This window comes from Methanosarcina sp. 2.H.T.1A.6 (assembly GCF_000979455.1).
Taxonomy (GTDB): domain Archaea; phylum Halobacteriota; class Methanosarcinia; order Methanosarcinales; family Methanosarcinaceae; genus Methanosarcina.
In genome coordinates this window covers 13,534-39,398 of record NZ_JJOY01000033.1, presented here as the reverse complement: position 1 = coordinate 39,398, position 25,865 = coordinate 13,534, and the positions used below count along the sequence as shown (strand labels likewise).

Below are 25,865 nucleotides of genomic sequence, written 5' to 3'. Positions count from 1 at the left end.
ATATAACATATGTTATCTTATCTTGTATAAAGAGATTTGCCAGGCGAAAAAATAATAATGTTAACAAATGATGCGAATTCCGGAAGGGGAAGAGAAAAACAGACCGGGTATGCAGTTTACCTGAAAGAAATCCACTACGGAGATGTTCCCGGGACGAGGGAAAGGCCGCCCGGCCCCCCACGGCCAGGGACACATTTAACAGGCACAGGAGATGATATGTTTTTTCTCCAGCCTGTTAAAGAAATGTGCGAGCTCTCTCAAATCTGTAAGAAGGAGACCGATAAAATAGTTTCATTCAGTCTGTCTCTTTATTTTTATTTTTATTTTTAAGTTTATCAAGTAAAGTTGACACTCTTTCTTTAGCGGCTTCTGTCTCTTGAGAGTCTTTGACAATGCTGAGAGTCAGTATATCACCCTCTTTGCTCTCCGGTGGAAGTAAAAAAAGAGGGAAGTCAATTTTTATTGACTCATTATCCCTTAAAAGCAGTACTGCAGTACTGCCCTCTATTCTGTCAAGTGTAACTTTGAAGCTTTCCATCTTCACCCCTCCAGCGAAGCGACCATATTTCCGCTGTCATCAAAGAGGTATGCCGTATCACCATCGTTGTTCCAGATAGGGCTGCCTGACCCCCAGTATAGTTCGGTAGCTGTATCTGCGCCCTCTCCTGTATATAGAGTTGCAGTAGTCTGGGAATCCAGTGTACAGGAAGGAAAGGTGTAAGTGTGCTTACTGCCGTCATCCTCGATTTTCCAGCCTGTCAATGAAACAGGAGAGGACCCTCTGTTTGTAATCTTTACCCATTCATCTTTCAGGCTCAGGTCGCTAACATAGACAGTTGATTCTGCAGAGCCGGAGGTCACACTCGCTTCGACTTCAACTTCTTTGGCTTCGGTTTCGGCTTCTTCTGCTTCGTTTTCTTCGGCTTCAGAGTCTTTCGGTTCGTTTTCTTTAGTTATCATCGAAGTCGAAGAACTTTCAGCTCCACTTTCAGCAGACCCTGTTTTGACCACTCCTTCTCCAGACCCGGTTTTCTGAGTAGTGACTGTATAAGCAGAGCCATCTGTTGTCACTGTAATTGAGCCATAGAGATCGGTCCTGTAGACCCTGGAAACCTTCTGTAACCTTTCAAGAATTTCAGGATGGGGATGCCCATAGTCATTGCTTGCTCCAACTTCGATCACGCTTATTTCGGGGCTTACAGCTGAAATAAAGGCTCCTCCGCTGCCTGACCGGCTGGCATGGTGCCCGACTTTGAGAATATCAGAATCCAGGGCATACCCGGCTTTCATGAGATTTTCTTCAGTTTCAAGCCCTGCATCGCCCATAAGCAGGAATGAAACTTCCCCGTAGCTTACTTTAAGGACCACGGAGTTTTCGTTCAGCTCATCGGAGTATTCAGGTCCGGGGTTCAGAACTTCCACATCAACAGCAGGGTCAAATTCGATTTCTTCTCCTTTTTTAGCTACCTCAAAAGGAATATTTTTCTCATCAATACTGGTCAGCATATTCTCATAGGTTTTTGAGGTATGCGGAAAGCCGCTGTCAATGAAATGTTCAACCTGGAAGCTGTTGAGTACCTCATCCATGCCGCCTATATGGTCCGCGTGAGGATGGGTTGCAACAACATAATCAATGCCGGAGATATCATGCTCGCGAAGGTATGCCGAAACTCCTGACCCCTGGTTTCGTTCCCCTGCGTCTACCAGCATAGCTTTTCCATTATATTCCAGGAGAATTGAATCTCCCTGGCCGACGTCAAGAAAATGAACTGTTAAGTTTTCATCTGCCGGGTTTCCACCGTTAGCAGGGTTATTGTCCTCAGGATTATTGTCTGCAAGATTATTGTCCTCAGGACTATTGTCTGCAAGATTATTATCTGCAAGATTCGTATCCTCAGGGTTATTTTCTGCAAGCCCGCTGTCCTGACCTGACGCTGTTCCTTCAGCCCGAACCTGGGCCTCAAGGTCTGTTTCTCCTGCCTGCTGTGCGGGCTGTTGGGGCTCTTCAGCAAGCGGAACGTCTTTCATTCCCGCGTTTATTCCAGCAATAACTATTAAAACAAATATTAAACCAACAATCCCACGCAATAAGCTGCTTCCGGACGCTTTTCCTGACTTCGTCAATTTAATCACACCACATTTTTAACCCAATAATATAAATGGCATTTATATTAAGCTGCTGAAAAAAATATTCTGGAATTCATCCTAACATCTATGGCATCATAATTATATAAATCATCAGAAATATATTATCTACAGAATTAGATTCATGAACAAAAAACATTAATCCCATGCCGGATATCCTTCAATTCCAATGTACAGAACTATCCGTGTTCCACTCGAAAAGGGTGAAGAAGCCCGGCTGGAAGTTATAATTGCGGATCTCTTTGACGATACCCGAAAAATCCGAAAGCTCCAGACCGAAGAAGGCACTTTCCTTGAAATCCCTGTCACTGAGGCTGCAGGAGAAAAAATAGGAGATTTTCCAGTAATTGAACAGGAAAATCCCGAATTTCTGGAAAAAACCGGGTCCCTGAAAGAATATCTTAAAGATTCCCTTACCGAAGCCGAACTTGCATGCGTTCCATCAGGCTGGCATATTTTAGGAGACATCATTATCGTCAGTATCCCTGAAAGCCTCGAAAGCAAAAAAATAAGGATAGCTGAAGCCCTGCTTTCCATGTATCCAAAGTGCAGGAGCGTTGTCAGAGATTTCGGAATCGAAGGGCAGTTCCGCCAGCCAAAAAGGGAACTTCTCCTCGGAACCTCCACCGAAACTATCCACAAAGAACACGGATGCCTCTTCAAGCAGGATGTAACGAAAGTGATGTACTCCAAAGGCAACCTTGAAGAAAGGAAAAGGATGAGCAAACTCGGAAGCGGGGAAATTGTTGTGGACATGTTCGCAGGGATAGGCTACTTTTCAATTCCCATGGCTGTCCATGCGCGGCCGGAAAAAATCATCTCGATAGAAATTAACCCGGAGTCCTTTGCCTACCTTAAGGAAAATGTCAGGCTGAACCATGTGGAGGACATTATTACCCCGGTTCCGGGAGACTGCTCACATGCCGCTCCCGAAGGGGAGGCGGACAGGGTGATTATGGGTTATGTGGGAACAACACACCACTATCTGGAACCGGCTATGAAAGCTTTGAAAAAAAGCGGAGGGATCCTGCATTACCATGAAACGGTACCTGAAAACCTCGCCAGAACCAGGCCTGAAGAAAGGATAAAAAAAGCTGCCGGATGCCTGGGGAAAAAAGTTGAGGTCCTGGCAATCCGGAGGATTAAGAAATATTCTCCGGGCGTCCTGCATGTGGTCGTGGACGTGCGGATCTTTGAATGAAGGTTTTAACTCAAATTTTTTATTGAGGGCAGATTCTCATCTTCTCCATTTTATTAGCTTGCGGTTAGCTTTTCTCCGGGAAAAACGGTTTCTGACCTTTTTACCCCATATGGGGAATCAGATAATGAGCCTACAAAAAAAAGGAAGGTTCGATGAACCTCTGTTTTGTCCGGTTTTGAGTTAGGGTATGTTACGAAATAACCCGGGCAACACAGAATTATCTTGTACTTAAATCAACGGGCTTGTTTGTGAAAATAGCTCCGGTCTTAAAGCAATTTTTGATATCGAATTGAAGTCTGTAATTTTAGTTCATAACAAAAATCGATATGTAACAAAGGTTAGAAAATATTTTATTCGTAAAATTATATAATTACCTAGTCTCTATTAATTTATCACATAATTAGTTGGGCAAATAGTCCAGGTTTGGATTAATGTGACTTCAGTAATAGATGATTCAGATATTATTACAGAACCTATTACAGAATCTGAAAAATATCCGAACTATAAACTTTACATTAACTTTGAAAAATAAAGCTACCTGGGGGAAAATAAATGAAAAATAAGGGAAAGCTATGTTCAATAGCTTTAGCTTCAGCATTCCTGATTTTTGTTATTTTGATTTTAATCTCAGCCGCAGCTTCAGAGGCTCAAGTTACGAAAATTGGCACCGGATACGATCCTGCTGTTTATGGTAACAGGGTAGTATGGACAAATGGGGTTGTTATTCATCTATACGACCTGACCAACAGAACAGACACCACGTTTAGCTCTTCTGGGGCCTCCAGTCCGGATATTTACGACAACAAGTTAGTGTGGCATGATGAAAGCAGTGGAACACCAAGGCTTGCTGTGTACGATATACCAACAGCCACAAAAAGTTACATCACGAAGAACGTAGACCAATATAGCAAACCTGCTATTTACGGCAACAGAATCGTCTGGAGTGAAAATGATAGTGTATATCTGAGGGACATATCTACATCCACACAGACAAAAATAGGAAACGGTAGTAATCCCGACATATATGACACAAAAGTGGTGTATTACTCATATTCAGAAGATCCGGAAGTGGATATAACTATCAGAATGTATGACATCAATACGACGGAAAGAATAACTGTCAATTCATATGGAGACCCGAACATACCGCATATATGGGGTACTAACGTCATCTGGTCTGATGTATATAATCATCAGGGATATATTGCGATGTATAATACCTCAACAAAGAAAACCCTGGACGTCACACATCAACTTGACACCGATCCAGATGGAAATGAATACGGCGCCAGTACAGGGACACACATTGCCATACAAAATGATAAAATTGTATACAATAAATGTGTTGATGATTATGAAGGCAAGCCTGGAGTATATGTATATAACATATCTACGGGACAAAGCACACTGGTATATGAGTATCCTGAAGAAGTTTATACGACACCGGAAGTATACAATAACACTCTTGTGTGGGGAATGGACAAGAACTATGTTGATAGTACGGCTGGCAATGATATCTACTTATGCGACCTTGCAGCCTGACCTGAAAATCTTACAGTAAAGTAAGTGGTGGATATATAAGTGGTGGATATCCACCACAACATTTTATTGAAAAACCTGAATTTTTGGATTTGGCGATTATAAAAAGAATATCAAGAACTGATAAAAAGAATATCAAGAATATTCTTTAATCTTCAGACATATGTGGAATTTCTTTTTTAATTCTTTTCACTTTCACCGTTTCCATTAATTGTGAGCATAATTTCCTTGAAACTTGCCAGCGAAGCCTCCATATTCTCTATAATCTCATTTGCAAGAATATCGGGGTCCGGAAGGTTGTCCAGATCAGCGAGGCTTTTGTCTTTGAGCCAGAAGATGTCCAGATTCGTTTTATCCCTTGCTACAATTTCATCATAGCTGAATTTTCTGAACCTGCCTTCGGGAGCTTCCTCACTCCAGGTCTCTTTGCGGCTGTGGCGGTTTTCGGGGTTGTAGCATTTGATGAAATCTTCCAGATCTGAAAACTTCAGTGGATTTTTCTTTAATGTGTGGTGTACATTTGTGCGGTAATCGTAGATCCACACTTCTTTTGTCCAGGGCTCTTTCGCAGCAGATTTTGCTTCAAAGAAAAGCACGTTTGCCTTTACGCCATTTGCATAGAAGATGCCTGTCGGCAGGCGCAGGATTGTGTGCAGGTCGGTGGTTTCAAGAAGTTTTTTACGGATGGTCTCTCCGGCTCCGCCTTCAAACAGGACATTGTCGGGCAATACCACTGCTGCCTGCCCGCCGGTTTTGAGGATGGTATGGATGTGCTGCACAAAGTTTAGCTGCTTGTTGCTTGTGGTTGTCCAGAAGTCCTGCCGGTTGTAAGTGAGGTCTTCTTTTTCCTGCTCCCCTTCTTCGTTGGTGAAGGTCATGCTGCTCTTTTTTCCAAAAGGCGGGTTTGTGAGGATGTAATCGTAACGGTAACCAGGATCAGCTATGAGAGCATCGGAATTGGAGATCATGGGCTCCCCGTCGATTTCCCCGATGTTGTGCAGGAACATGTTCATCAGGGCAAGCCGCCTTGTCCCTGCGACGATTTCGTTCCCGCCAAAGGTTTTGTTTTTCAGGAAACGACTCTGCTCCCGGTCCAGCCGGTGGTTTGAGGTAAGGAAGTCGTAAGCTGCTAAAAAGAACCCGCCTGTGCCGCAGCAGGGATCGCCGATTGTCTTCATGGGTCCGGGCTGGAGGCACCGGACCATTGCCCTGATGAGCGGCCTGGGGGTGAAGTACTGGCCGGCTCCGCTTTTTGTATCTTCTGCATTCTTCTGCAGGAGCCCTTCGTAGATCTCTCCTTTCGTATCCACACCCATCATGACCCAGCTTTCCTTGTCGATCATATCAATGACCTTGTACAGCATGGCAGGGTCGCTGACCTTATTCTGGGCTTTGAGGAAGATCTGTCCGAGCATCCCCGGCTTTTTCCCAAGCTCTTCTAACAGCTTCTTGTAGTGAATATCGAGTTCTGCTCCACGCTGCTGTTTCAAATTATCCCAGGTATATTCCTCCGGGATGCCAATATCCCTGTTGTACGGCGGCTTCCGGTACTCTTCAGCCATTTTCAGGAATATGAGATAGGTCAACTGTTCCAGATAATCGCCATAGCTCACGCCCCCGTCCCTCAGGACGTTGCAGAAGCTCCAGACTTTGGAAACGATGGATGAGGTGTTTTCAGACATATTAATTCCAGATGATTTTTGTTATTTCAAAAAGAAGTTTTTGCCTATTTTCAAGCTCGTCCGGACCAAATTTATCGTTTATTGGAACAAGCTCAGTGAGGCTATACTTTTTCTTCAATTCCTCTACATCTAGTTTTGATTTATAGAAATCTTCTCTCAATGTTTCATTCCAATAAAGTGTATTATCATATGACCTTAACTTATTTGGATAGGATTCATTGTTGCTTGAGATATTGTCTCTCCCCTTCATTAAGAGAATTCCACCCAATCTGTTTCTTTCTTGTTCAAATATATCTTCGTCATTGTGGAAAAGTTCAAGATTTTCTTCGTTTCTTGCAAGGATATGTTCTATATGGAAACCATTTTTTGGACCAGTTTTTGTGACCAGATTTTCAATAGGATGTTTTGTACTCAAATTCATATTATTTGCAAGGAATTTGTCTATACGAGCAAAGAAATATCTCTTAAAACGCATATTGAGAGAAGTTCCTGTATTTTTGAAAAAAGCGTATTGAACAGGTTGTGTGGCTTCTGAACTTCTTCTAGTTGATAGTTCTTGAAGCAAATACTTGTCAAAAACGTTCCTGATAATATCAAGAGGTTTATCTCTTATCTCACTTGATATTTTGTATAGGGTTTGGTTGAATGTATTACTCTCATAAGCGTTTTGAAGTTGAAGTAGAGAGAAAAAACGGTCAAGCTCATAAGCTATAGTTGCTATTTTTTCTTCCTTTTGAGTATCGTTCAACTTGCAGGAGGAAAGGATAAGTAAGAACTGCCCATCCATCTCATTCAGTTTATTGAAAAAAACATATTCATATGAGCTGTTATAGTGGGAATAAGCTTTCCATATCTTCAAATAAAGCTGGGTATAATAAGTGAAAGTCTGCTCAAGAAAATGTTTGACTTCTGATGGATTGTGTTTGAGTTTTAAATATTCATTTATTTCATTGGTGAACATTTCCCGATGGTAGTCTCCATCAAAACGTTTTCCTTCAGCTTGTGTATTGGCAAATTTGGCTTTTAAAAAATATCTAAAAAATGTATCGATCTCATCTTCTTTGAAGTTATTAATTGCCTGAACTTGTTTTTCCCACAGACTGTTGTAGTCTTTCATATCCAGTTCAAACTTGTCTATCTGTCCTAAAAGCTTCCCTTTTAGTATTTCGTAGGGTTTCAGCCTGATACCTCTATCATTAATTACCTCAAATATCATTGGGACATTGGTTTGTTCAACGGATAGATTGATTAATACAAGCCTATAAAGGAAATACATCGAAAAAGTTTCAAATTTGTGTTTTTCAGATAATTGTTCATCTAAACACTTGCTGATTATCTGGTAGTTATCACGCATGTTCACTGCTGTAATACCGGTAGACACATTAATTTCTTTTATATCATCTGCCGATTCAAACAGATCTTTAAGAACTTGTTTATGTTTTTCATGATTCATCCAAAAAGAGTACTCCATACCTGAGTAACCTGCTATTTTACTTTCGAGCCACTTCTCAGTTTTAGATTCAAACTTATTGGATAAGTGGAAAAGCTTAATGAGAATTAAAGTAAGAGTAGTAAGCCTCTGTTGTCCGTCTACAACATACACTTTTCCCTCGATAGTGTTAGTAACATAGGTATTCAAATAATACCATGGATATTTAGACGAAATCATTTCCTTTGTTGGATCAAGCGACTTATTGTTTTCATACTCCTGACTGAATTTGTAGAAAATATCCTCCAGCAGCCGTTCTACAGGCTCCTTTGTCCATTTGTACTCACGCTGGTAAAAATCTATGTAGTATGTAGTATTTGAGAACACACTGTCAATGTTCTGTTTCTCTGGTACAATGTCCATTTAATCGCCCCCCGTTTTCGTTTTCGCTCTTTCCTTTCTTATTCTTTCCAGCAAAACCTCAGCCGGCTCCCAATCCTCTGCCCCTCGAACCTCTGCCAGCTCCCTTTCATTAAGCAACTTCCCCTCAAACGCTTTTTTCAAAATACTCTGCCGCAGTGCTTCGGCTTTTTCCAGATTTTCTTCGATATCCAGCTCTATCTTATCGCAGACTGAAAGGCGGGTTTCGATTTCCTGAACGATGGCTTGTTGTTCGGCAAGGGAACAAATTGGTAAAGTAATTAATATCATCCTTGTTAATCCCAAATCTTGATTGCCTACTCCATGGGTATATTTTTGGGATTGTCGATAACAGTGAGAGGAATTCAGCACATGTTGTAAGTAAAAAGGATAGATAGATTTTATAGTTTTAAGAACGGCTACATGAACCCAAACATTAAAATCAAAATCATAAGTATTAACTCTTGCAATACCGGTTGTTCCTCCTTTAGTATACAAGATATCATTTAACTCGGGTTTGCATCTTTTAGATAATTCTTCATGAAGTTCCTTTGAAATATACTTTGCATTGGAAAAATCAATGCCTGAAGGTCTAACATTCCCGCCAGAAATGAATGGAACTCCTTTTTCTTCATATTTAGGGCTGTAGTGAGGTCCATCTTTAACTGACCACACTACTTGACCTAATTTCACCCACCCCCACCCCTCAGGTAGTAGGGATAATTCTTCCAATTCCGCTTCTGTGAGATTTTTTACTGCTTTCATCTTTTTTCCAGAAACTTTCGTAGCTTCTTCCCATTCCCTTCGAATTTGCTCCATCAAATTTTGTGTATTCGGTAAATCCTTCTGCTGCTTCCGCCATTTTTTCGTAAGCTCTCCTTCAAAAGCTTTCTTCAGCACCGCCTGCCTGTAAACCTTGAGCTGTTCCTGTGCCAGTTTGAGATTGGCAATGCCGTTGTCCAGTTCGCTGAAAAGTTGCTCGATTTTGGAGACTATGGCGCGTTGTTCGGGGAGAGGAGGTAGGCATAATGGCAAGTCAGCAAAAGCCTTGCTCGATAATTCTTTAAAAGTAGTGCCGCTTGCTCTTTTTTCAGCAAGCTGCTTTATGGATTTGAAGTAGTAATATAGAAAATCGCTATTTACAACTTCTTTTGGAACAAGACTTTTAAATCCTTGGTTTGTGCACAATTCATTTCCAGCAATTGTTACATAACCAATAGGCGCTCTTGAAGAAAACAATACACTTCCTTTAGGCATTAGTTTGGCAGAAGAGTTTTTTAAACCAAGATGAGTGATACTTTTTCTCCCTTTGTGGATGTACTTTTCTGAATATCCTGATAAATCGGCTGGAGTTATCCAAGAAATATCTTCACCCCAATACTCTGCAACTTTTGTTTTTGGTGTACCACCAGAAACAATTTCTCCAAAATCACTTAGGATACCTTTGATCCATCCAACTTTTTCTTTCACAATAGCACCATTTTTTGATTTTGGAGTACTTTTAAGATGTCAGTTGATTAAATAATTGTCTACTTGTGTCTTTCAGCAATTTAAGAAGAAATTTAAACCGTATAAAGGCATATATGCCTGTATTAGAGTCACAAACGAAGAAAAAGAGTCTCGAAAATACTGTAACATTGAAGTCAACCGGGGATGATTGGGATTGAGAACGTTAATTTTGATTCTGACAATCTTTATTATTTTTAGTGGATGCGTTGAAGAAAACAATGCTACTCAATCAAATGAGTCAGCATATCAAGATTCAGAAAACCTATCATCAACAACCCTGTCCTCCGAAGAGGAAAATATCCCTGAAATCGAAGTAAAGTCCTTTTCAAGCATTTATATGCATGATAATTCGGAAAATGTATTAAAATACCTGTTTAGCTGGGATAATGTCCCGGGTAACGAAAGTAAAAATCTCAGCAAATACCTCAAGAATGATCTGGAAATTGACTGGGTAAGTGATGCGCAGATCATTAAAACCAATGACAATAATACTATCCGTGTTTTTATGCCCGACAATTCCCTGGATTTACAGCTTGCAGATGATAAAAATACGGTATTAATAACTCCCAACGACATTCGATTAAAAGTAAAAGAGGAAGATGGTAAGCTTTGCATATACAGAGTTAAAGAATACCGTGGTTCAAGTGATCCCGCAGAAATCAAGCTCGGATATAATCTCAATGAAAGGTATTACGCGGCATATGACCTTTCAATAAAGAATAACGGTTCAAATGACCTCGATTTCAAATTAAACGAACTTCATGTACGTGATGGAAATCGTACATTTAATACTACAAATCTGGACCCTTACGGTTTTTATGAGAGATCACATCTGGAGGTGCTTTCAAGCCTCAAAGAAGAAAATAAAATCGAAAATACAACTCTGTCTCCCGGACAAACTATAAACGGATCTGTGGTTTTTCAGGTTAATTCGCTGTACAATGAATCATTTTTACTGATGTATAACGAAACTCCTATTTCCTCAGCCTCTTTCGAAAAAAATATTGAAGCTTTAAAAGTTGCCGAACGCTTCAATTACTCAACGGTGTTTGGCATACCGCCTTATTCTGAAGATCCTTCTGAATTTTATAGTGAAGGGACTCCGTTATTTTGCAGCTGGGTAAACAGAAGTGTATTTGAATTTTTCAATAAGGCAGATCCGGAGAACGTGATGAAACCTTCTCCCTACTCTCCCGATGAAATAAGCTGGACCAAAATTGTCTATGCATTGGAAGTCAAACCTGAAAGAAACATAACAACGCTTCCAGTAAAAAATAGGGACTCACATACATACAGTCTTCTTGTTGTTGATGATGCCGGAGAGGAACTAATTAACACCCACGAGATTGAAAAAATAGCATTTCTAAGAAATGGAACCTATCAGCACTATTCCAGAAAATCTCAAGACGTCCCACAGATGAATTTAACTAACCACATATTCGTCAGAACTTCATTTGAACGTACTTATGGAACTCCTATGAATGTTTACGTTTCGATTAATAACCAGAATCTTATACTGAACGACAATCGAAGTGCAATTGTAGTAAGACATAGTGATGGAGGTTACCATTTCGTATAATATGAAGATGTTATACTGGATGAATAAGTCAGTCTATCAGTAACCAGTATTTCTGTTCTTTTAGTAACCAGTATTTCTGTTCTTTTTGCCTCAAAACAGTTTCATGATGTCGTTTGTCAAACATCTGAAACGAAAAGTTAAGAAAAGTAGTAAAGGAAGATAAATGAGGTATATACCGCTTTAACTTTGATTAAAAGGGTGGATTAAGGGTTCACAAGGTTTTGTCTGCAACAATGAAGTAGATTTCTGGATCAGGTTTTAATCTGTCCTGAATTTGCCTCATTTTACAGCTTACGCGTCAATGAAGTTTATTACGGGATCAGATTTCAGACTGTCCTGAATTTGCTTCATTTTAAGCTTACGCGTCAATGAAGTAGATTTCGAGATCGGTTTTCAAGCCGTCCTGAATTTGCTTCATTTTAAGCTTGTACGTCAATGAAGTTCATTGCGGGTCAGGTTTTACTCTGTCCTGAATTTGCTTCATTTTACAGCTTAGTTCCTTGTGAACAATATATAATATGTAAGTTATCGTATAAATTACTGGCGGTTGTATAACCCAGAGTAATATATGCAGTTCTTTTTTTGCCAGGGCTGCCTGTAAATCATCAGTAATGTACTCTTTCGATCAGGCTGTACATTAAATGCTTCACTATTTTTTACATTCTTTAAACGACGTCTTATTTGGCTGAAATAAATTATTCAATGGAAAAGGGCATATTCTCAAAAATAGTAAGGTTTCCGGGAACCTCAAGTCTTTCCTGTATTCTTCGGTAAGAAAATCGGGTCGGAAACAACAATTTTCATATCATCACCCGAAAATGAGCTTTTAAATTTCCCAGTAAGGATGAAGATTATACTGTTCATACACTTTAGCCAGATCGTTATGATTTAAAGTCCACACATCTTTATCCAGGCCTTCTGCCGTTTTGAATGCTTCCTTCTCAACTTTAAGGATATAATCTCCTCGACTTGCTTGAAGAGCTCCCCAGGGAATGGCAAAGAATTTACACTTCATACCAAGAAAACAATCACAAGCAAATACTACGTATGCGATTCTTCCCCGTTCAGAGTCAATCATGACTTCTTTAATCTTTCCGAGTTCTTCATCTTTAACGGTGAGGATCTTAGATCCTTTTATTTCGTTTGCCGGCACAAAAGTCATGTGCCTTGGAACTTCCGTTTCTTCAACTATTCCCATACACCTCAACTCCCAATATATTATTCACTTACCGTCTTATTTATCTCTTCCAAAAGTACAGAGAAGCGTTCCATGCTCTCCGCCTGCCCATCATAAACCGCCCCATTAATAATAACAATTCATTAATAATATACATTCCTTACGTACTTGAGGTCGTGTCCACCAGTAACTGAAAACGGTGAGCAAAAGAACGTCTATGAACTTCCTCAGGATGCTAGTTTTCATCCAACTTTTCCCCACAGTTTTCACCCAACTTATCTCCCAACTTATCTCCCAACTTATCTCCCAACCTTTCACCCCACTTTTCCCCACAGTTTCCCCACAGTTTCCCCACATTTTCCCCACAGTTTTCTCCGAACTTTTCCTCCATCCTACTCATTCTCTTATCTTCACGCCGCAAGAGCCTCATTCAATTCACTAATCACCATATTCATATCATCCCCGAAAAGCTGGTACATTCTGCCGCGCCCGCCCAGAGCATCAAAAGGAGTGTAATCAAGGTCGTCTATTTCCAGATGGAAGCTCGTGGCAACGTAATCCTTTATCATGCGGAGCCAGTTCATCTGGTCATCATTGAATTTCAGGGTTCCCGCCTGTTTTTTGAATACCCAGTTCTGGAAGTTCCGGTTTACGGTCTGGTCATAGGAGGTCAGCACAGGGTCGGTTTCGGTTATCCTGCGGATAAGGGAGACAAGGGCTGTGAGTTCGTTTTTCGGGGAATTTCCGTTTACCCTTTCCAGCTGCTCATAAGCCTGCCATATTCTGAAAGGAGCAAAATAGGGCTTTTCCAGTTTCAGTTTGTCCAGCACTTCTTTTATCATCGTAAAGGTGACTTCCCTGCGCTGGTAGGGCTGGTTGTAGAAAATTCTCAGGGCTGTGATCTCGTCTTTGTTAGCTTCCATATATGCCTTAAAATCATTGACCAGCTCATCAGCCTGTATAACAGCGTCTTTGTCCCACTCGGCTCTTAGAAGGGTGTCGGGGTTCAAGGTATCAATTATCTGCTCATGGACTCTGCGGACATTTTCAATGTATTCGTTCAGCTCGCCGGAAAAAGTGGACCTGGCAACATCAATCAGTTTCTCCTGTGCCTTTTTCTTTGCATCGGCTTCCTGAATTTCCGGCTGGCGTTGTTTAATCTCAGAAGCTCCTGAATCAATGATATCAGGGTTATATGCACTGAGCAGGTCCTTCACAGTCTGATTGATAGTTTTTCCATTCGCTTTCTCGGCAAAAGTAGCTCTTTCGTCCTCATTTATCTGCCTGTTCAGCCTTGCAAGCCGATTAGCCAGGGAAACATACAGGTCTTCGTCCTGAGCGCCAAAAGTTACTGCTGCCAGCAGGTCTTTCAGTGACGTATTCCTCTTGCGTTCCAGAGGCCGGCTGTCAGTTTTCAGGGTCTTTGTGACCCCCACGGCATCCACAATTACAAAATGTGTCTTGGCCGAAACAGCCGATTTTGTCACCTTTTGCAGGTCATCGAAGCCCAGGGTGCGTGTACCCCGGCCCTTCATCTGCTCAAAATAATTCAGGCTCTTAACATCCCGCATGAACAGCAGGCATTCCAGCGGCTTAACATCCGTACCCGTGGCAATCATGTCCACTGTAACTGCTATTCTGGGATTGTATGCATTGCGGAAATCTGCCAGCACCGACTTTGGGTCTTCTTCCGCTTTGTAGGTCACTTTTTTGCAAAAGGCATTCCCTTCGTTGAATTCTTCCCGCAGTATATTGATAATATCATCGGCATGGCTGTCGTTCTTGGCAAAGATCAGGGTTTTTGGAACTTCCTCTCTGCCAGGGAAGATCTCAGGCAGCTTTTCCTTAAATGTCCGTATCACATTTCGGATCTGGCTGGGATTGACCACGTCCCTGTCCAGCTTTTTGGAAGTATAGGTGAAATCTTCGTCCAGCTGTTCCCAGCGTTTTTTGCGGGTAAGTTTCTCCCGCTTGTCCACAAACTCCCGCGCAGCTATCTTTGCCCCGTTTTTGCTGATTTCGGTCTCGATGGTGTACACATCATAACCGACATTCACGCCGTCTGCAACAGCTTCCTCATGGCTGTACTCGCTCACCACATTCTCATTGAAAAACCCGAAGGTGCGTTTATCAGGTGTTGCTGTCAGGCCTATCAAAAAAGCATCGAAATAGTCCAGCACCTGCTGCCACAGGTTGTAAATGGAGCGGTGGCACTCATCTATGACTACAAAATCAAACTCTTCAATGGGAATCTTCTCATTATAAACTACAGGAAGCGGTTCCTTTGGCTGCCAGCCTCTCTCGGCAGGGTTTTCTTCCTCTATTTTTTCGTCCAGCTCCTCGCCCTTCAGAATAGAGTAAAGCCGCTGGATTGTGGAAATGCACACCTGGCTGTCCGAGGAGATATAACTGGAACGTAAGCGCTGAACATTGTACAGCTCGGTAAATTTACGGTTATCATCATTGGGCACATAAGCCATGAATTCCTGCTCTGCCTGTTCGCCAAGGTTCCTGGTATCAACAAGGAAAAGCACTTTTCTGGCATCTGCAAATTTTAGTAATCTGTAGATGAAGGTTATGGCAGTATAGGTCTTTCCGGAACCGGTTGCCATCTGGACCAGAGCCCTCGGACGGTTGTCCTTAAAGGATTTTTCAAGATTTGAAATCGCTGTTATCTGGCAGCCCCGTAACCTTTCGGTTGGCAATTCAGGTATCTCAAGTAACCTTTCCCTCAAAGGCTTCTTTCTGAGCCATTCCTCAAAAGTCTCAGGCCGCAGAAAAGAAAAAACAGGTTTTGACCTTGGCTTCGGGTCACGGAAGTCTGTGAAGCGTGTAAGTGCCCCTGTGCTCTCGTATACAAAAGGAAGCGGGTCATTGTTCAGGTACTTTAGCTTGCTTGCAGCATACTCGGCTGATTGTTCCTCAACAACGGTTAACCTATGGCCTTCTTCGTCCCTTTTCGCTTCAATGATTCCAACGGGCCTTTTGTCAACAAAGAGTACATAATCAGCCGGCCCCACATCGGTCAGATATTCCTTAACTGCAATGCCCCTGGAGGCACTCCAGTCGATCCTGCTCTTTTCCTGCACTACCCAGCCAGAATCATATAATTTTCTATCGATGGCATCTCTGGCTTGCTGCTCCGGGGTCTGGTTATTATTCATATGTCTTTACCCGTTGAATGTTTTTTTACCCATTGAAATTCATTTTTATCCTTTTTTTCCTGGATTGGAATGCCGAGGCTGGCTTCTTCTTTGAATGTGATTTATACCAATAAATGTTTCTAAATTTATGTATGTTCCTTCTATATTTTGGAAATTGTGTAAATTATCCACTAGAAACAGTGAAGAACCAAAAAAGCGGATGTAAGAGGTATGATTCGAATACAAGAAATCCTGTGAAAATAGGCCCCAAACCCCTTACCTTTGGCCTGGCTTCTTGCCGCAACTCAGACGAAATGTAAATAGGATTCATGCGTTTTCGGTTAAGTGAAGAATCTTGATAAATGGTCTCCACTTCCTCAACAGTTTTCCAAAATTGTATCAATTTATGGGCTGGAATAGGGTATCGATTTCATGTAAATAGGCCAAAACTTAAGGCAGGCTTCTGGTGCAAAATCGATAGCTTTCGGGCAAGAAAATTCCTTAACCGATGACCAATGAGATCGGATTAGAGAAATTAAGCAAAATAGAACTTAATAGAAAATGAGAACTTAATAGAAAATGAGAACTTAATAGAAAATGAGAACTTAATAGAAAATGGGAACTTATAGAAAATGAGAAAATCATAATGAGTTTGGTGCGGGAGAAGGGATTCGAACCCCTGAACGTCTGCACGAACAGATCTTGAGTCTGCCACCGTTGACCGCTTGGTTACTCCCGCTCTTTTCGGAATCCAAATAGGTAAAGTTACAACTAACATATAAAGCTAATCCTGTAAATGGGCTAATCCTGCTAATTTTTGAGTCTGGGGGATGTTTTGCAGATATTTTCATCTCATTTCCTGTTTCAGATTTTCCGGCTTCAGGCTTCAAGTTTTGAGACCTTCAGGTTTCCCTCACGAACTGTTTACACGGACCCAGTCGAGGTACTCCTGTTCTCCTTCAATTTCCCAGAATTCGATGGCAGGCAGGTCGTACGTATGAAGAATTTTCACGACTTTGATAATTTCATCAAGGCGTGACGAGTCAGTTTTAACAAGCAGGGCTATCTCGTTCTGCTCCTCTATATTTTCGTTCCATCTGTAGATTGAAGATACAGGAAACATGTTTACGCAGGCTGCAAGCCTCCTTGAAACCAGCTCTCTTGCGATTTCTGCTGCATTCGTCATATCTCCGGCAGTGATGTATACGATCCCAAGCATGTAACAGGCACCTCATACAAAGTTATTATAACCACAAATATACTGGATATACTGAATATTATTATTTGTGCAATTATTATCTATTGCCTTTGACCATAAAAATAGCCTTTAAAATTACCTTTCCGGCAAACCGAAAGCTGTAATTCCATATGGGTTCTTATATAATTAGGATGTATTATTTTGTGCATTTTTCGAGACAGGCATTTTCAAAAAAAGTGTTATTAAGAAATTGGATCTCATGATATGTAAAGACGAACTAAAACGTTTTTATAATAAGATAGACAACCGGGTTTAACAGCATTAATTAATTGAATGTATGCATTTCCCCTGACTATTGCTTAAAATGAGATAGCTTGGGGTTTATATACTGCATCCAAAGGTTGCTGGCGCGAACTTCTTTATTGAAGGTATGTTCTATATACAGTTAATTTATCAACAGTTAATTTATCAACAGTTAATTTATCAACAGTTAATTTATCAACAGTTAATTTATCAACAGTTAATCTATCAATAGTTAGTCGATCGACAGGTAATAGTCAATATTAAACGATTAACATTCACAATTCAAAGCTTATAAATGGTTCAGCTTAATTATTTTGGAGAATTTCCTTGAGTGGCACAAGCATTGCACTTGGTATTTTTTTAATGTACTGGTTCCTTATTTCCTTTCTTGATAGAAAGGGTATTCTGGAGAAGTATAACATAAGCACTTTCGGGCCTCTTCCGATCCTCATGATCAGGACAACAAAGGGTCTTAAACTACTGGATATTCTTGCCCGCCCGAGACGTTACTGGAGGGTTTTCGCAAACATTGGAATCCTGATGATGTTTGCAGGCATGATTGCCATGTTCCTGGTCATTGCTATTTCGGACCTTGCGCTTTATACCTCGTTTCTGAACAATACAGTTCCGGAGCCGGGAAAGTACAATGCCCCCAGGAATATCCTGCTGATTCCGGGTGTAAATGAGTTTATTCCCTTTACCTGGGGAGTGATTGCCCTCGTAGTTACTCTTGTAGTGCACGAGTTTTCCCATGCAATTCTGTGCAGGGTTGAAGGGATCAGAGTCAAATCCATGGGAATCCTGTTTGCCCTTGTCCCGATAGGGGGGTTTGCAGAACCTGATGATGAACAGCTCTTTGGCAAGAAAGAGGAAGTAAAAAAAGAGCTTCCGCTAACGGCGACGATTGAGGAAATCAAAGAGTGGGAGCAGAGAGAAAAAGAAGAACAAAAGCTAAAAGAAGAACAAAAGCTAAAAGAGGAACAAAACGGGGAAATAGATGTTTCCCGGCACAAAGAAACAAATCCTGCACCAGAAGTAATTGCCACAAGAAACCAGAGAGCTCGTATCCTTGCTGCCGGAGTTATGGCTAATTTCTGCGTTGCTTTTGTAGCTCTACTGCTCTTTTTCGGGCCTGTGCTGGGGGCAATTGCTCCTCTCAGTGATGCAATGATCGTAGGCGTAAACGAAAATTCTCCAGCTCAGCTTGCAGGGCTTCAGAAAGACATGGTAATCACGCAGGTTAATGACACAAACATAACTACAGGTATGGACCTTCTCTCTTACCTCGAGACAGTTGAACCCGGAGACTCTTTGCGCATCCATGCCGCAAAAGACAGTGTCGTTTCAGTCTATGAATTAAAAGTTCCTTCTTCTCCGGAGAAATGTTTCAGTGGAGTGCCTATAGGAGGGATTGTAGAAGGAAGTCCTGCAGAGGCTGCGGGAATCGAGACCGGAATGACAATGCTTCGGATTAACGATACAAGAATGCGAAGCATTGCAAGTTTCGTTGACTTTATGGAAGGTACAAGGGCAAACCAGACTGTAGAGGTAGAGACGCTGCCCTCTGCAAATTATACTGGTACCCTTACCGAAAACGGCACAGCCATCTTTGAGGTCCAGCTGGCTCCTCACCCCTCGAATGGTGAAAGTGGCTTCCTTGGAGTGATGTACGGGAATGAAGGAAACCTGGAATGCCAGATGCTCGGGATTTCCATCTGGATGCCCCAGGCAAAATTCTATCTCGAAGCGCTAAAGCAGATCCCCTCCCTTCTGGACGAACCAGTAGGCTGGATTATCCTTTTCGGGCTTCCGATATACGGATTTGCAGGTGAGGGATTCCGCGGCTTTTCAGGCACAATCGCTCAGTTCTACCATCCGGTTGGCTGGGCAGAGCCCCTGGGAATCGGAATTTTCTGGATTGCAAATTCCCTGCTCTGGATTGGCTGGCTGAACTTTTACGTAGGCCTGTTCAACTGCCTGCCTGCGGTGCCTCTTGATGGTGGGCATGTATTCAGAGACTATAGCTACTCTCTCGTATACAGGTTTACACGGAACGAAGAAGTCTCGGAAAGGGTCTCAAATTCGATCACAGCAAGTCTTTCGATGTTGATCCTGTTATCATTCCTCTTCATGATATTCGGGCCTTTCATAGGCCAGTGGATCTGAACAGCTAAAACAGAGAACAGCATCGAAATTAATTCCATCAATTCGGAAATCTGCTGGAAAGCCGGGAAGTTAAAATTTCTTCCCGTTTTTTGGCTTTTTTTAATTCTGGTGGTCCCTGATAATTCTGGTTGTCCCTGATTAATCAGTTGCTATTATTCAGAATATCCAGACTCAGATTGGATCTTTTGTTTTTCTCTCCCTGCGCGGCAAGGGATCTTGCCCACCCGTCAGCCAGATAAAAAACGCCCGACAAAACGACACCGCAATTAGAGAAAAAATACATTGAGAAATACCCCCTGGCTGAAAGAATACTTTCCTTGACACAGGAAGCAGCTCTTTAATTTACAGGTAAACATAAGCACCTCCGCCAGTTTGAAGGGAAAACTTTCAAAAAAAGTCGATGATGATTCCTTTTTCGGACACTGTTTTTACTTTTGGGCCTACTTCTCTTTTTTTCTTTGAAATACTGCTCTCTTGCTTCGAGCGTGAAAAGAACGACTTAATACATATAATGATGTTTTATGGGTTAAAATTTTTTATTTAATCTCCTTTAGTCCTCTTGACCAAAAATAACCGCTAAAACCCATAAAAATTAGTCCTCTTGAGCGCAGCGAAAAGGACTGCGTACTGCAGAGCCGCAACTCTGCCGAAAAGGACTGCGTAAATCTTCAATTTACTGTGATCCCGAGGCGCAATTAGAGAAATACAGCCTGTAATTTTGTAGCTTAGTCCTCTTGAGCGCAGCGAAAAGGACCTCGTGCTGTTGCACTTACAGTGCAACTCCCAGAAAATCTCCGATTTCCTGTGATCCCGAAGCGAAACTCGGGAAGCGAAACTCGGGAAGCGAAACTCGGGCGAGAATAAGTTCTCAAGGAACCTTCAAGCTAAATTCTATGAACACATAGAGATATTAATAAAGATTATAAGGTATTTTGACCTAGTTCAGCAGAAGAACTAAGGCAGGGCGCTAAAAATGTTTTATTCGGGTAGAAAAAAGACGAGTCGCAGATCAAAATTTCGAAAAATCATGCGCAAAAGGCCCAAGCTGGCATACAAACTTGCAGCTTTGCTCCTGCTTTCCATCTATATTCTGCTTTTCAAATATCTTATGATTCTTGAGAACCAGCCCGAAAATGCAAACGCTATCACAGCTATCTACTGGGCTACAACTACCATTGCAACGGTGGGATACGGCGATGTGGTCTTCGCCTCGCTTTCGGGAAGAATCTTTTCCATAGTCGTACAGGTCATGGGAATTATTCTGATTTCAGGTTTTCTTGCAACTTATGTTATCGCTCCCTGGATGGACAGGGTGATCAAGTTCAGGATGCCCAGGAAAGTTCCTTCCAGCATGAAAGGGCATATCATCATCTGTGGGTACAACCAGCTGGTAGAAACCCTTATTGATGAATTGGAAGAGCAGGAGATAACGTTCATAATAATTGAGGATGAGGAAGAAATAATCAAAGAACTTGTTTACAGGGATATCCCCTGCATTTTCGGGACTCCAAGTGACAGGCAGGCACTTACGAATGCAGGTATTGAAAAAGCCAGGATCCTTATCGCCAACAAGTCCGATGAAAGAAATGCAAACATCGTGCTAACCGCTCGGGAGTTCCAGCACCTCAATATTATTGCCATCGTTGAGGATAGGTCCAATTCAAAATACCTGAAATACGCAGGTGCAGACACGGTTGTTTCTCCTAAATCGATATTCGGGCAGTTTATCGGAAGAAAAGCAATGGACAGGCTTGTAAGCAGGGTGACCGGGACAACTGAAATTTTCAAAGGAGTACACGTTACGGAATTCCCGATCTACCTCAAGAGCCCTCTTATAGGCAAGACCCTTAAAGAAGTTTCCAGCCAGCGGCTGACTGATGCAAGAATCGTTGGAATCTGGAAAAGCGGGGCCCTCTCTTTTAACCTTAAAGAAGACGATATCATCCGGGGCAATTCTGTCCTGCTGGCTGTGGGAACGCCTGAGGAGCTCTCAAAACTGAAGAAACTTACTCATTGATTGCCAGCCTGAAGTATGCAGCTTTAATAGGCATCATAAATTCAATAGATGAGGGATTAATAGTGGAGTCAAAAGGGCATCTGGTAGTACTCGGATATGGAGACGTTGGAAAGAGCATTGTGAGTGAACTCTCCGGAGGACTGTTCCGTTTTGTAGTTGTGGACTCCAATGAAAAAGTTTTTGAGAATGTGGAGTTTGAACATCTTGTGGGCAACGGGGCGGATGAGGAGGTCCTGATCGCAGCCGGAGTAAAAACTGCATCTTTTGTGTTTGTAGCCCTGAATGATGATACCAATGTTATTTTCGCAACCCTTATTTCCAGGGGACTCAACCCCGAAGCTACAATTGTGGCAAGAGCGAACTCCGTAAAATCAATCGATAAGATCTATAAGGCAGGAGCGGACTATGTCGGGTCTCTTTCCATAGTTGCAGGACAGATGCTGGCCAAAATGAGCGCAAATTGTATTGGAAAAGTCTGCAGGATCGATGAAGATATAATGCTTTACGAGGGCATAGAAATTGAAAAGTACCATATTGAGAAAGGCTCTTTTTTTGACAGAAAATCAATAGAAGACCTGGACCTCGAAAAAAAGATCGGGTGCACTGTAATAGGCATTGAGCGTGGAGGCCTTGTTACTGTTACTATTAATAAACAGACGGTACTCCGGGCAGGAGACATAGTTGCATTTGTAGGAAGCAGCAAGCAGATCTCGGAGTTTAAGGAGAAATATCTTGACTAAAAAGTCTCTTTTTTATCTATTCCTGTACTTTCAGTTCCTATTCTATCCGTTCCTCTAATTCCATGTTCCTCTAATTCCATGTTCCTCTAATTCCATGTTCCTCTAATTCCATGTTCCTCTAATTCCATGTTTCTGTAACTCTATTTGTTTCTGTAACTACCTGTTCCTGCAATCTTTACAGATACCTGCTTTTCGGATAACTTTTTACTTTTTTTCAGGAATAAATATATTGGTTGAAACAGAATATAATAAAATTGAAACTTACTTTTTATAGTAAGTGATAGATTAACTTATTATAATTAATGAGAAACTATTCGCATTTAATAGAAACTTATCGCGCTTAAATATGTGATAATATGGAGAGTATGTGATAGTATGGAGAATTTGTCTACCGGAGTAGAAGGGCTTGATTTGCTGATGGATGGGGGGTATCCTAAAGGAAAGAGTATTCTGGTCACGGGCCCTCCGGGTTCGGGAAAAACCATCCTCGGAATTCATTTCCTTCACAGGAGTTGCCAGGAAGGCAAAAAATGCATACTTATTCTTACCAGAGAACTTACTGAAGATATACTCACTCAGGCCCGCGGCCTCAATCTTAATCTGGAGCCTTTCCTTGAGAACGGCCAGCTCAGTATCAGGAATATATTCGAAGACAAGATTAACAAGCTCAAAAGCGTTTCAAAATTCGGAAAAGGGCTCTGTGCCGTGGATACGGATATAATCGAATATCTGAGCTCCATGTCTTCGGAAGTTGATGTTGTGGTCATTGACAACATCGGAGTAATGGCTATTCATCACGAGATAAGGGAGTTTGCAGATGAGTTCAGTTCGATCTGCATTATTCTCCTGAAAAACGGATGTACAGGCCTTTTTGTAATGGATGAGGACTCTTACGAGCTGACTCACAAGCTTACAGGTTACATGGTTTTCGGGTTGATGAGACTCATAACACAGGAAAATTTCAGTTCTGGAAAAACGAAGCAGTATCTCTACATTGAAAAAATGAGAAATACTCCAGTTCCAGTCAAGTATTCCCTGTTTGACGTTACTCCGCAGGGAATTAGAGTAATCTCAGGCATGAAACCACCCCTCAAATGATCAGCTACTCGAATTGCGCCTTGGGATCTCAGGAAATCGGAGCTTTTTGGGAAGTTGCACTGCAAGTGCAACAGTACGCTGTCCCCAGGAGGACCAATTAAACTGGGTAAAAATGTGAAAAAAGGTTATGCTGCTCTTATGATAAATTCACAGCAATCATTCCTATTTCCGATGGTTTTTAGAGCCTCGAGACTGCAGGCCGAATCTACTTTCAAAGTTATGTTTGAAAAAATCTTCCTGGTCAGTGTGCAAAGGATGGGGTTTTTGCGGGCTTCTTCTCCTTTCCAGGGGCATTTTGTTCCCCTGACTACCCAGAGGTTTTCATTTTCACCCATGGTCGATGAAAAGGTTCCACCCATCTGGTTCATTATCTCGGCGCAGACATTCCCTGCGTAAGCCAGGTCCATTTCTCTGTCTTCAAAATGGTACAGATCAAAAAGTGTCTTTTCGACCATGCCTGTCATCTGATTTATTATAACCTTTTTTTCCTCATTTGAGACAGACTGGAGAAGGGTCGGAATTACGGATGTAAGGATACTCTGTACCCTGTTTTTTATTTCGAGACTGTCGCGGTCGGCAACCAATCTATCGTGAAGGCACTTGACTCTTAGCAGAGATTTTACTCGGGTCTTGAGTTCAAGCCTGTTTATAGGTTTTGTAAGGAAATCATCAGCTCCGACCTCAATCCCTCTGATCCGGTCTTCAAGTTCCGAAAGGGCTGTAAGCATCAGGACAGGAATGAACTGGGTTTCGGGATTTTCCTTGAGAATTTTGCAGACCTCATAGCCGTTGATCTCAGGCATCATAACATCCAGAAGCACAATATCCGGTTTTTCGTCCTTAACTTTCTGAAGTGCTTCATTTCCGCCATAGGCAGAGATAACTTCATAAGGTTCAACTGCAAGGTAGGCTTCCATCAGTTCTATATTTTCCTTCATGTCATCTACAATCAGGACTTTTGGTTTGTTTTTCTCATTCAACAAGGCTTCCTCCCTTTGGTTCATGAATCTTGATCCCTTTAGATGTGATTTCAAAGATTGACATATCGGGAGAAATAGGAGTACTGCGCATCTTGGGTATGCACAGATAGCGCTCCATTTTTCCGAGATATGCGTTCTCTTTTACCAGCAGGCGAATAGAACCGTAGACCGAGTATTCGGCAAGCTGGTGAGTTAAATTGTGTGCTGACTCGTCCATGATTAAAAGAGTAGTGCAGCCTTTTTTTCTCACGAGATAGTTCAGTCCGTCAAACTGGTCCCTGAGCCTTTTTTGGGAAACTCTCAGGGCAAAAGTGCCCAGATTGTCTATGACAAGGCATTCTGTTCCGTCGCGTATTAATTCTATAAGGTTCGGAAGTTCAATATCAAGGCTTTCAGGTTTAAAACCGTACCTTGTCTGCCCTATGCTTTCTGAACGGCTCTCAAATATGTTTTCTATGCTAAGTTGCCCGCTCTCATAGTAAGGCTTAATATCATGCCCCAGTATTTCTGCCTGGTAGAGGATATCTTCAGGAGTTTCTTCAGTTGCGATCATCAGGCATTTTCTTCCTTCAACGCAGTTCCTGTGAATGAAATGGATTCCAAAGATAGTTTTTCCACTCCCTGCCACTCCTGTAATCAGGGTTGCTTTGTTCACAGGATAGCCCCCGATCAATTTCCTGTCCAGCTCCTCTATGCCTGTTGAAACCCTCTCCATTTTTGTAAACCCTCATTCTCTTGTGTACTTTGCCCCTTTTACTTCCCGCACTATCAGGTGACATTGAATTAGTTGTACAATGTATTGTAAGTTATAGAAAATATTCAAATAATCTTTAGAAAATATTCAAATAATCTTAGTAGTTTTCTAACTTAAAACACATATTCACTATTCCTTAATAGCTTGAAATAAAAGAACTTTCTATTTAATTTTATTGATTATGATAAGGTCATGTTTGGTTTCTATATTTCAATTGTGTATAATAGTATGAAGTCGAAAATTACTTCTACATATTAAAAGAACTTTTGTAATATAAAAGTTATGTTTGCTATGTGTTTCTTTTATTTCAGTAAAGTTTCTATTAATTTCGACCTGACATTGAGCCATAAATTTCCTTTTTCATTCAATGTGTTACATTTTATTTGCACTGTATCACTTGACAAACATTTTCATCTGAGGAAACTTTTGAATTTGCTCTCTTTTTCTGTCCTCTTTTCTTAATTCTGAGAGAAACCTTTAATATGGGTAGTTACTATCACTACACTTGCACCATGGGCTCGTAGGGTAGCCAGGATATCCTAATGGGCTTCGAAGTAATATTATTACGAAGATACCCATTGACTCGTGTTCGAATCGCGGCGGGCCCGTTAATTATTCCTTTACCTGGCATCTTCAATTTTGCTATAAGTGTTCTTCTGTACAGTCTTTTCTTCAGCTGAATCTTATTCCTGATATGTTTTTTCACTCTGTGTTTTAAGATTTTCTTTTCACGGCATACCAGAATTCTACCAAAATCCTACCAGAATCCTTTCATTGTGCGCCAA

Annotated in this window: 19 protein-coding genes and 2 tRNA genes; 9 read left to right on the top strand and 12 right to left on the bottom strand. The window is 41.5% G+C overall.

Annotation, left to right across the window (positions count from 1 at the left end):
• Positions 1 to 36 precede the first annotated feature (36 nt).
• Positions 37 to 330, top strand: a complete 294-nt coding sequence (locus tag EO98_RS09815) for a hypothetical protein (RefSeq protein ID WP_156161101.1) — start codon at positions 37 to 39, stop codon at positions 328 to 330.
• Here the strand turns inward: EO98_RS09815 and EO98_RS09810 are convergent.
• Together EO98_RS09810 and EO98_RS09805 are read right to left on the bottom strand one after the other, a co-directional pair.
• A complete protein-coding gene (locus tag EO98_RS09810; RefSeq protein WP_048139733.1) occupies positions 296 to 538 on the bottom strand; it encodes a DUF3006 domain-containing protein in 243 nt (80 codons plus the stop codon). The genes EO98_RS09815 and EO98_RS09810 overlap by 35 nt on opposite strands.
• A gap of 2 nt (positions 539 to 540) precedes the next feature.
• Positions 541 to 2,124, bottom strand: coding sequence for a lamin tail domain-containing protein (locus EO98_RS09805; protein ID WP_048139731.1), 1,584 nt, complete (start codon positions 2,122 to 2,124; stop codon positions 541 to 543).
• A 190-nt stretch (positions 2,125 to 2,314) separates the two neighbouring features.
• On the opposite strand from EO98_RS09805, the gene EO98_RS09800 reads away from it, so the two are divergent.
• Positions 2,315 to 3,346: a class I SAM-dependent methyltransferase family protein gene (locus tag EO98_RS09800; RefSeq protein ID WP_048139728.1), complete on the top strand. Its 1,032-nt coding sequence runs from the start codon at positions 2,315 to 2,317 to the stop codon at positions 3,344 to 3,346.
• A gap of 552 nt (positions 3,347 to 3,898) precedes the next feature.
• Positions 3,899 to 4,888: a hypothetical protein gene (locus EO98_RS09795; protein ID WP_048139726.1), complete on the top strand. Its 990-nt coding sequence runs from the start codon at positions 3,899 to 3,901 to the stop codon at positions 4,886 to 4,888.
• A 176-nt stretch (positions 4,889 to 5,064) separates the two neighbouring features.
• Here the strand turns inward: EO98_RS09795 and EO98_RS09790 are convergent, their stop codons facing one another.
• The 3 genes from EO98_RS09790 to EO98_RS09780 are packed head-to-tail and all read right to left on the bottom strand — an operon-like array spanning position 5,065 to position 9,886.
• Positions 5,065 to 6,567 carry a class I SAM-dependent DNA methyltransferase gene (locus EO98_RS09790; protein WP_048139724.1) on the bottom strand — a complete coding sequence of 501 codons (1,503 nt, stop codon included), beginning with the start codon at positions 6,565 to 6,567 and terminating at the stop codon, positions 5,065 to 5,067.
• Between the two features lies 1 nt (position 6,568).
• Positions 6,569 to 8,419 (bottom strand): DUF262 domain-containing protein, encoded by a 1,851-nt coding sequence (locus tag EO98_RS09785; protein WP_048139722.1) that lies wholly within the window; start codon positions 8,417 to 8,419, stop codon positions 6,569 to 6,571.
• Positions 8,420 to 9,886: a restriction endonuclease subunit S gene (locus EO98_RS09780; RefSeq protein WP_156161100.1), complete on the bottom strand. Its 1,467-nt coding sequence runs from the start codon at positions 9,884 to 9,886 to the stop codon at positions 8,420 to 8,422.
• A 193-nt stretch (positions 9,887 to 10,079) separates the two neighbouring features.
• Between EO98_RS09780 and EO98_RS09775 the strand changes: the two genes are divergently transcribed.
• Positions 10,080 to 11,504 (top strand): hypothetical protein, encoded by a 1,425-nt coding sequence (locus tag EO98_RS09775; protein ID WP_156161099.1) that lies wholly within the window; start codon positions 10,080 to 10,082, stop codon positions 11,502 to 11,504.
• An 826-nt stretch (positions 11,505 to 12,330) separates the two neighbouring features.
• Here the strand turns inward: EO98_RS09775 and EO98_RS09770 are convergent.
• From EO98_RS09770 to cutA, 5 genes are all read right to left on the bottom strand, one after another.
• The gene (locus tag EO98_RS09770; protein WP_048139719.1) at positions 12,331 to 12,702 is read right to left on the bottom strand and encodes a PRC-barrel domain-containing protein; all 372 of its coding nucleotides are present in this window, start codon (positions 12,700 to 12,702) and stop codon (positions 12,331 to 12,333) included.
• A gap of 214 nt (positions 12,703 to 12,916) precedes the next feature.
• Positions 12,917 to 13,072, bottom strand: a complete 156-nt coding sequence (locus tag EO98_RS18440; RefSeq protein ID WP_156161098.1) for a hypothetical protein — start codon at positions 13,070 to 13,072, stop codon at positions 12,917 to 12,919.
• Positions 13,073 to 13,091: 19 nt separating this feature from the next.
• A complete protein-coding gene (locus EO98_RS09765) occupies positions 13,092 to 15,845 on the bottom strand; it encodes a DEAD/DEAH box helicase family protein (protein WP_048139716.1) in 2,754 nt (917 codons plus the stop codon).
• A gap of 632 nt (positions 15,846 to 16,477) precedes the next feature.
• Positions 16,478 to 16,563, bottom strand: a tRNA-Leu gene (locus tag EO98_RS09760).
• A gap of 174 nt (positions 16,564 to 16,737) precedes the next feature.
• A complete protein-coding gene (cutA, locus tag EO98_RS09755) occupies positions 16,738 to 17,043 on the bottom strand; it encodes a divalent-cation tolerance protein CutA (protein ID WP_048139714.1) in 306 nt (101 codons plus the stop codon).
• A gap of 609 nt (positions 17,044 to 17,652) precedes the next feature.
• Between cutA and EO98_RS09750 the strand changes: the two genes are divergently transcribed.
• The 4 genes from EO98_RS09750 (at position 17,653) to EO98_RS09735 (ending at position 23,346) form a co-directional block, all read left to right on the top strand.
• Positions 17,653 to 19,491: a site-2 protease family protein gene (locus EO98_RS09750; protein WP_048139712.1), complete on the top strand. Its 1,839-nt coding sequence runs from the start codon at positions 17,653 to 17,655 to the stop codon at positions 19,489 to 19,491.
• A 1,027-nt stretch (positions 19,492 to 20,518) separates the two neighbouring features.
• On the top strand, positions 20,519 to 21,508 hold the full coding sequence (locus EO98_RS09745; RefSeq protein ID WP_235283560.1) for a TrkA family potassium uptake protein: 990 nt from the start codon (positions 20,519 to 20,521) through the stop codon (positions 21,506 to 21,508).
• Positions 21,505 to 22,248: a TrkA family potassium uptake protein gene (locus EO98_RS09740; protein ID WP_235283559.1), complete on the top strand. Its 744-nt coding sequence runs from the start codon at positions 21,505 to 21,507 to the stop codon at positions 22,246 to 22,248. Before EO98_RS09745 ends, EO98_RS09740 begins: the two co-directional genes overlap by 4 nt.
• Before the next feature lie 375 nt (positions 22,249 to 22,623).
• The gene (locus EO98_RS09735; protein ID WP_048139708.1) at positions 22,624 to 23,346 is read left to right on the top strand and encodes an RAD55 family ATPase; all 723 of its coding nucleotides are present in this window, start codon (positions 22,624 to 22,626) and stop codon (positions 23,344 to 23,346) included.
• A 125-nt stretch (positions 23,347 to 23,471) separates the two neighbouring features.
• On the opposite strand, the gene EO98_RS09730 is transcribed toward EO98_RS09735, so the two are convergent.
• A complete protein-coding gene (locus EO98_RS09730) occupies positions 23,472 to 24,326 on the bottom strand; it encodes a response regulator (protein ID WP_235283558.1) in 855 nt (284 codons plus the stop codon).
• Positions 24,319 to 25,041 (bottom strand): ATPase domain-containing protein, encoded by a 723-nt coding sequence (locus EO98_RS09725; protein ID WP_048139704.1) that lies wholly within the window; start codon positions 25,039 to 25,041, stop codon positions 24,319 to 24,321. The genes EO98_RS09730 and EO98_RS09725 overlap by 8 nt, the downstream gene beginning before the upstream one ends.
• Positions 25,042 to 25,594: 553 nt before the next feature.
• Here EO98_RS09725 and EO98_RS09720 point away from each other — a divergent pair.
• Positions 25,595 to 25,688: transfer RNA gene (locus tag EO98_RS09720), tRNA-Arg, on the top strand.
• Positions 25,689 to 25,865 lie beyond the last annotated feature (177 nt).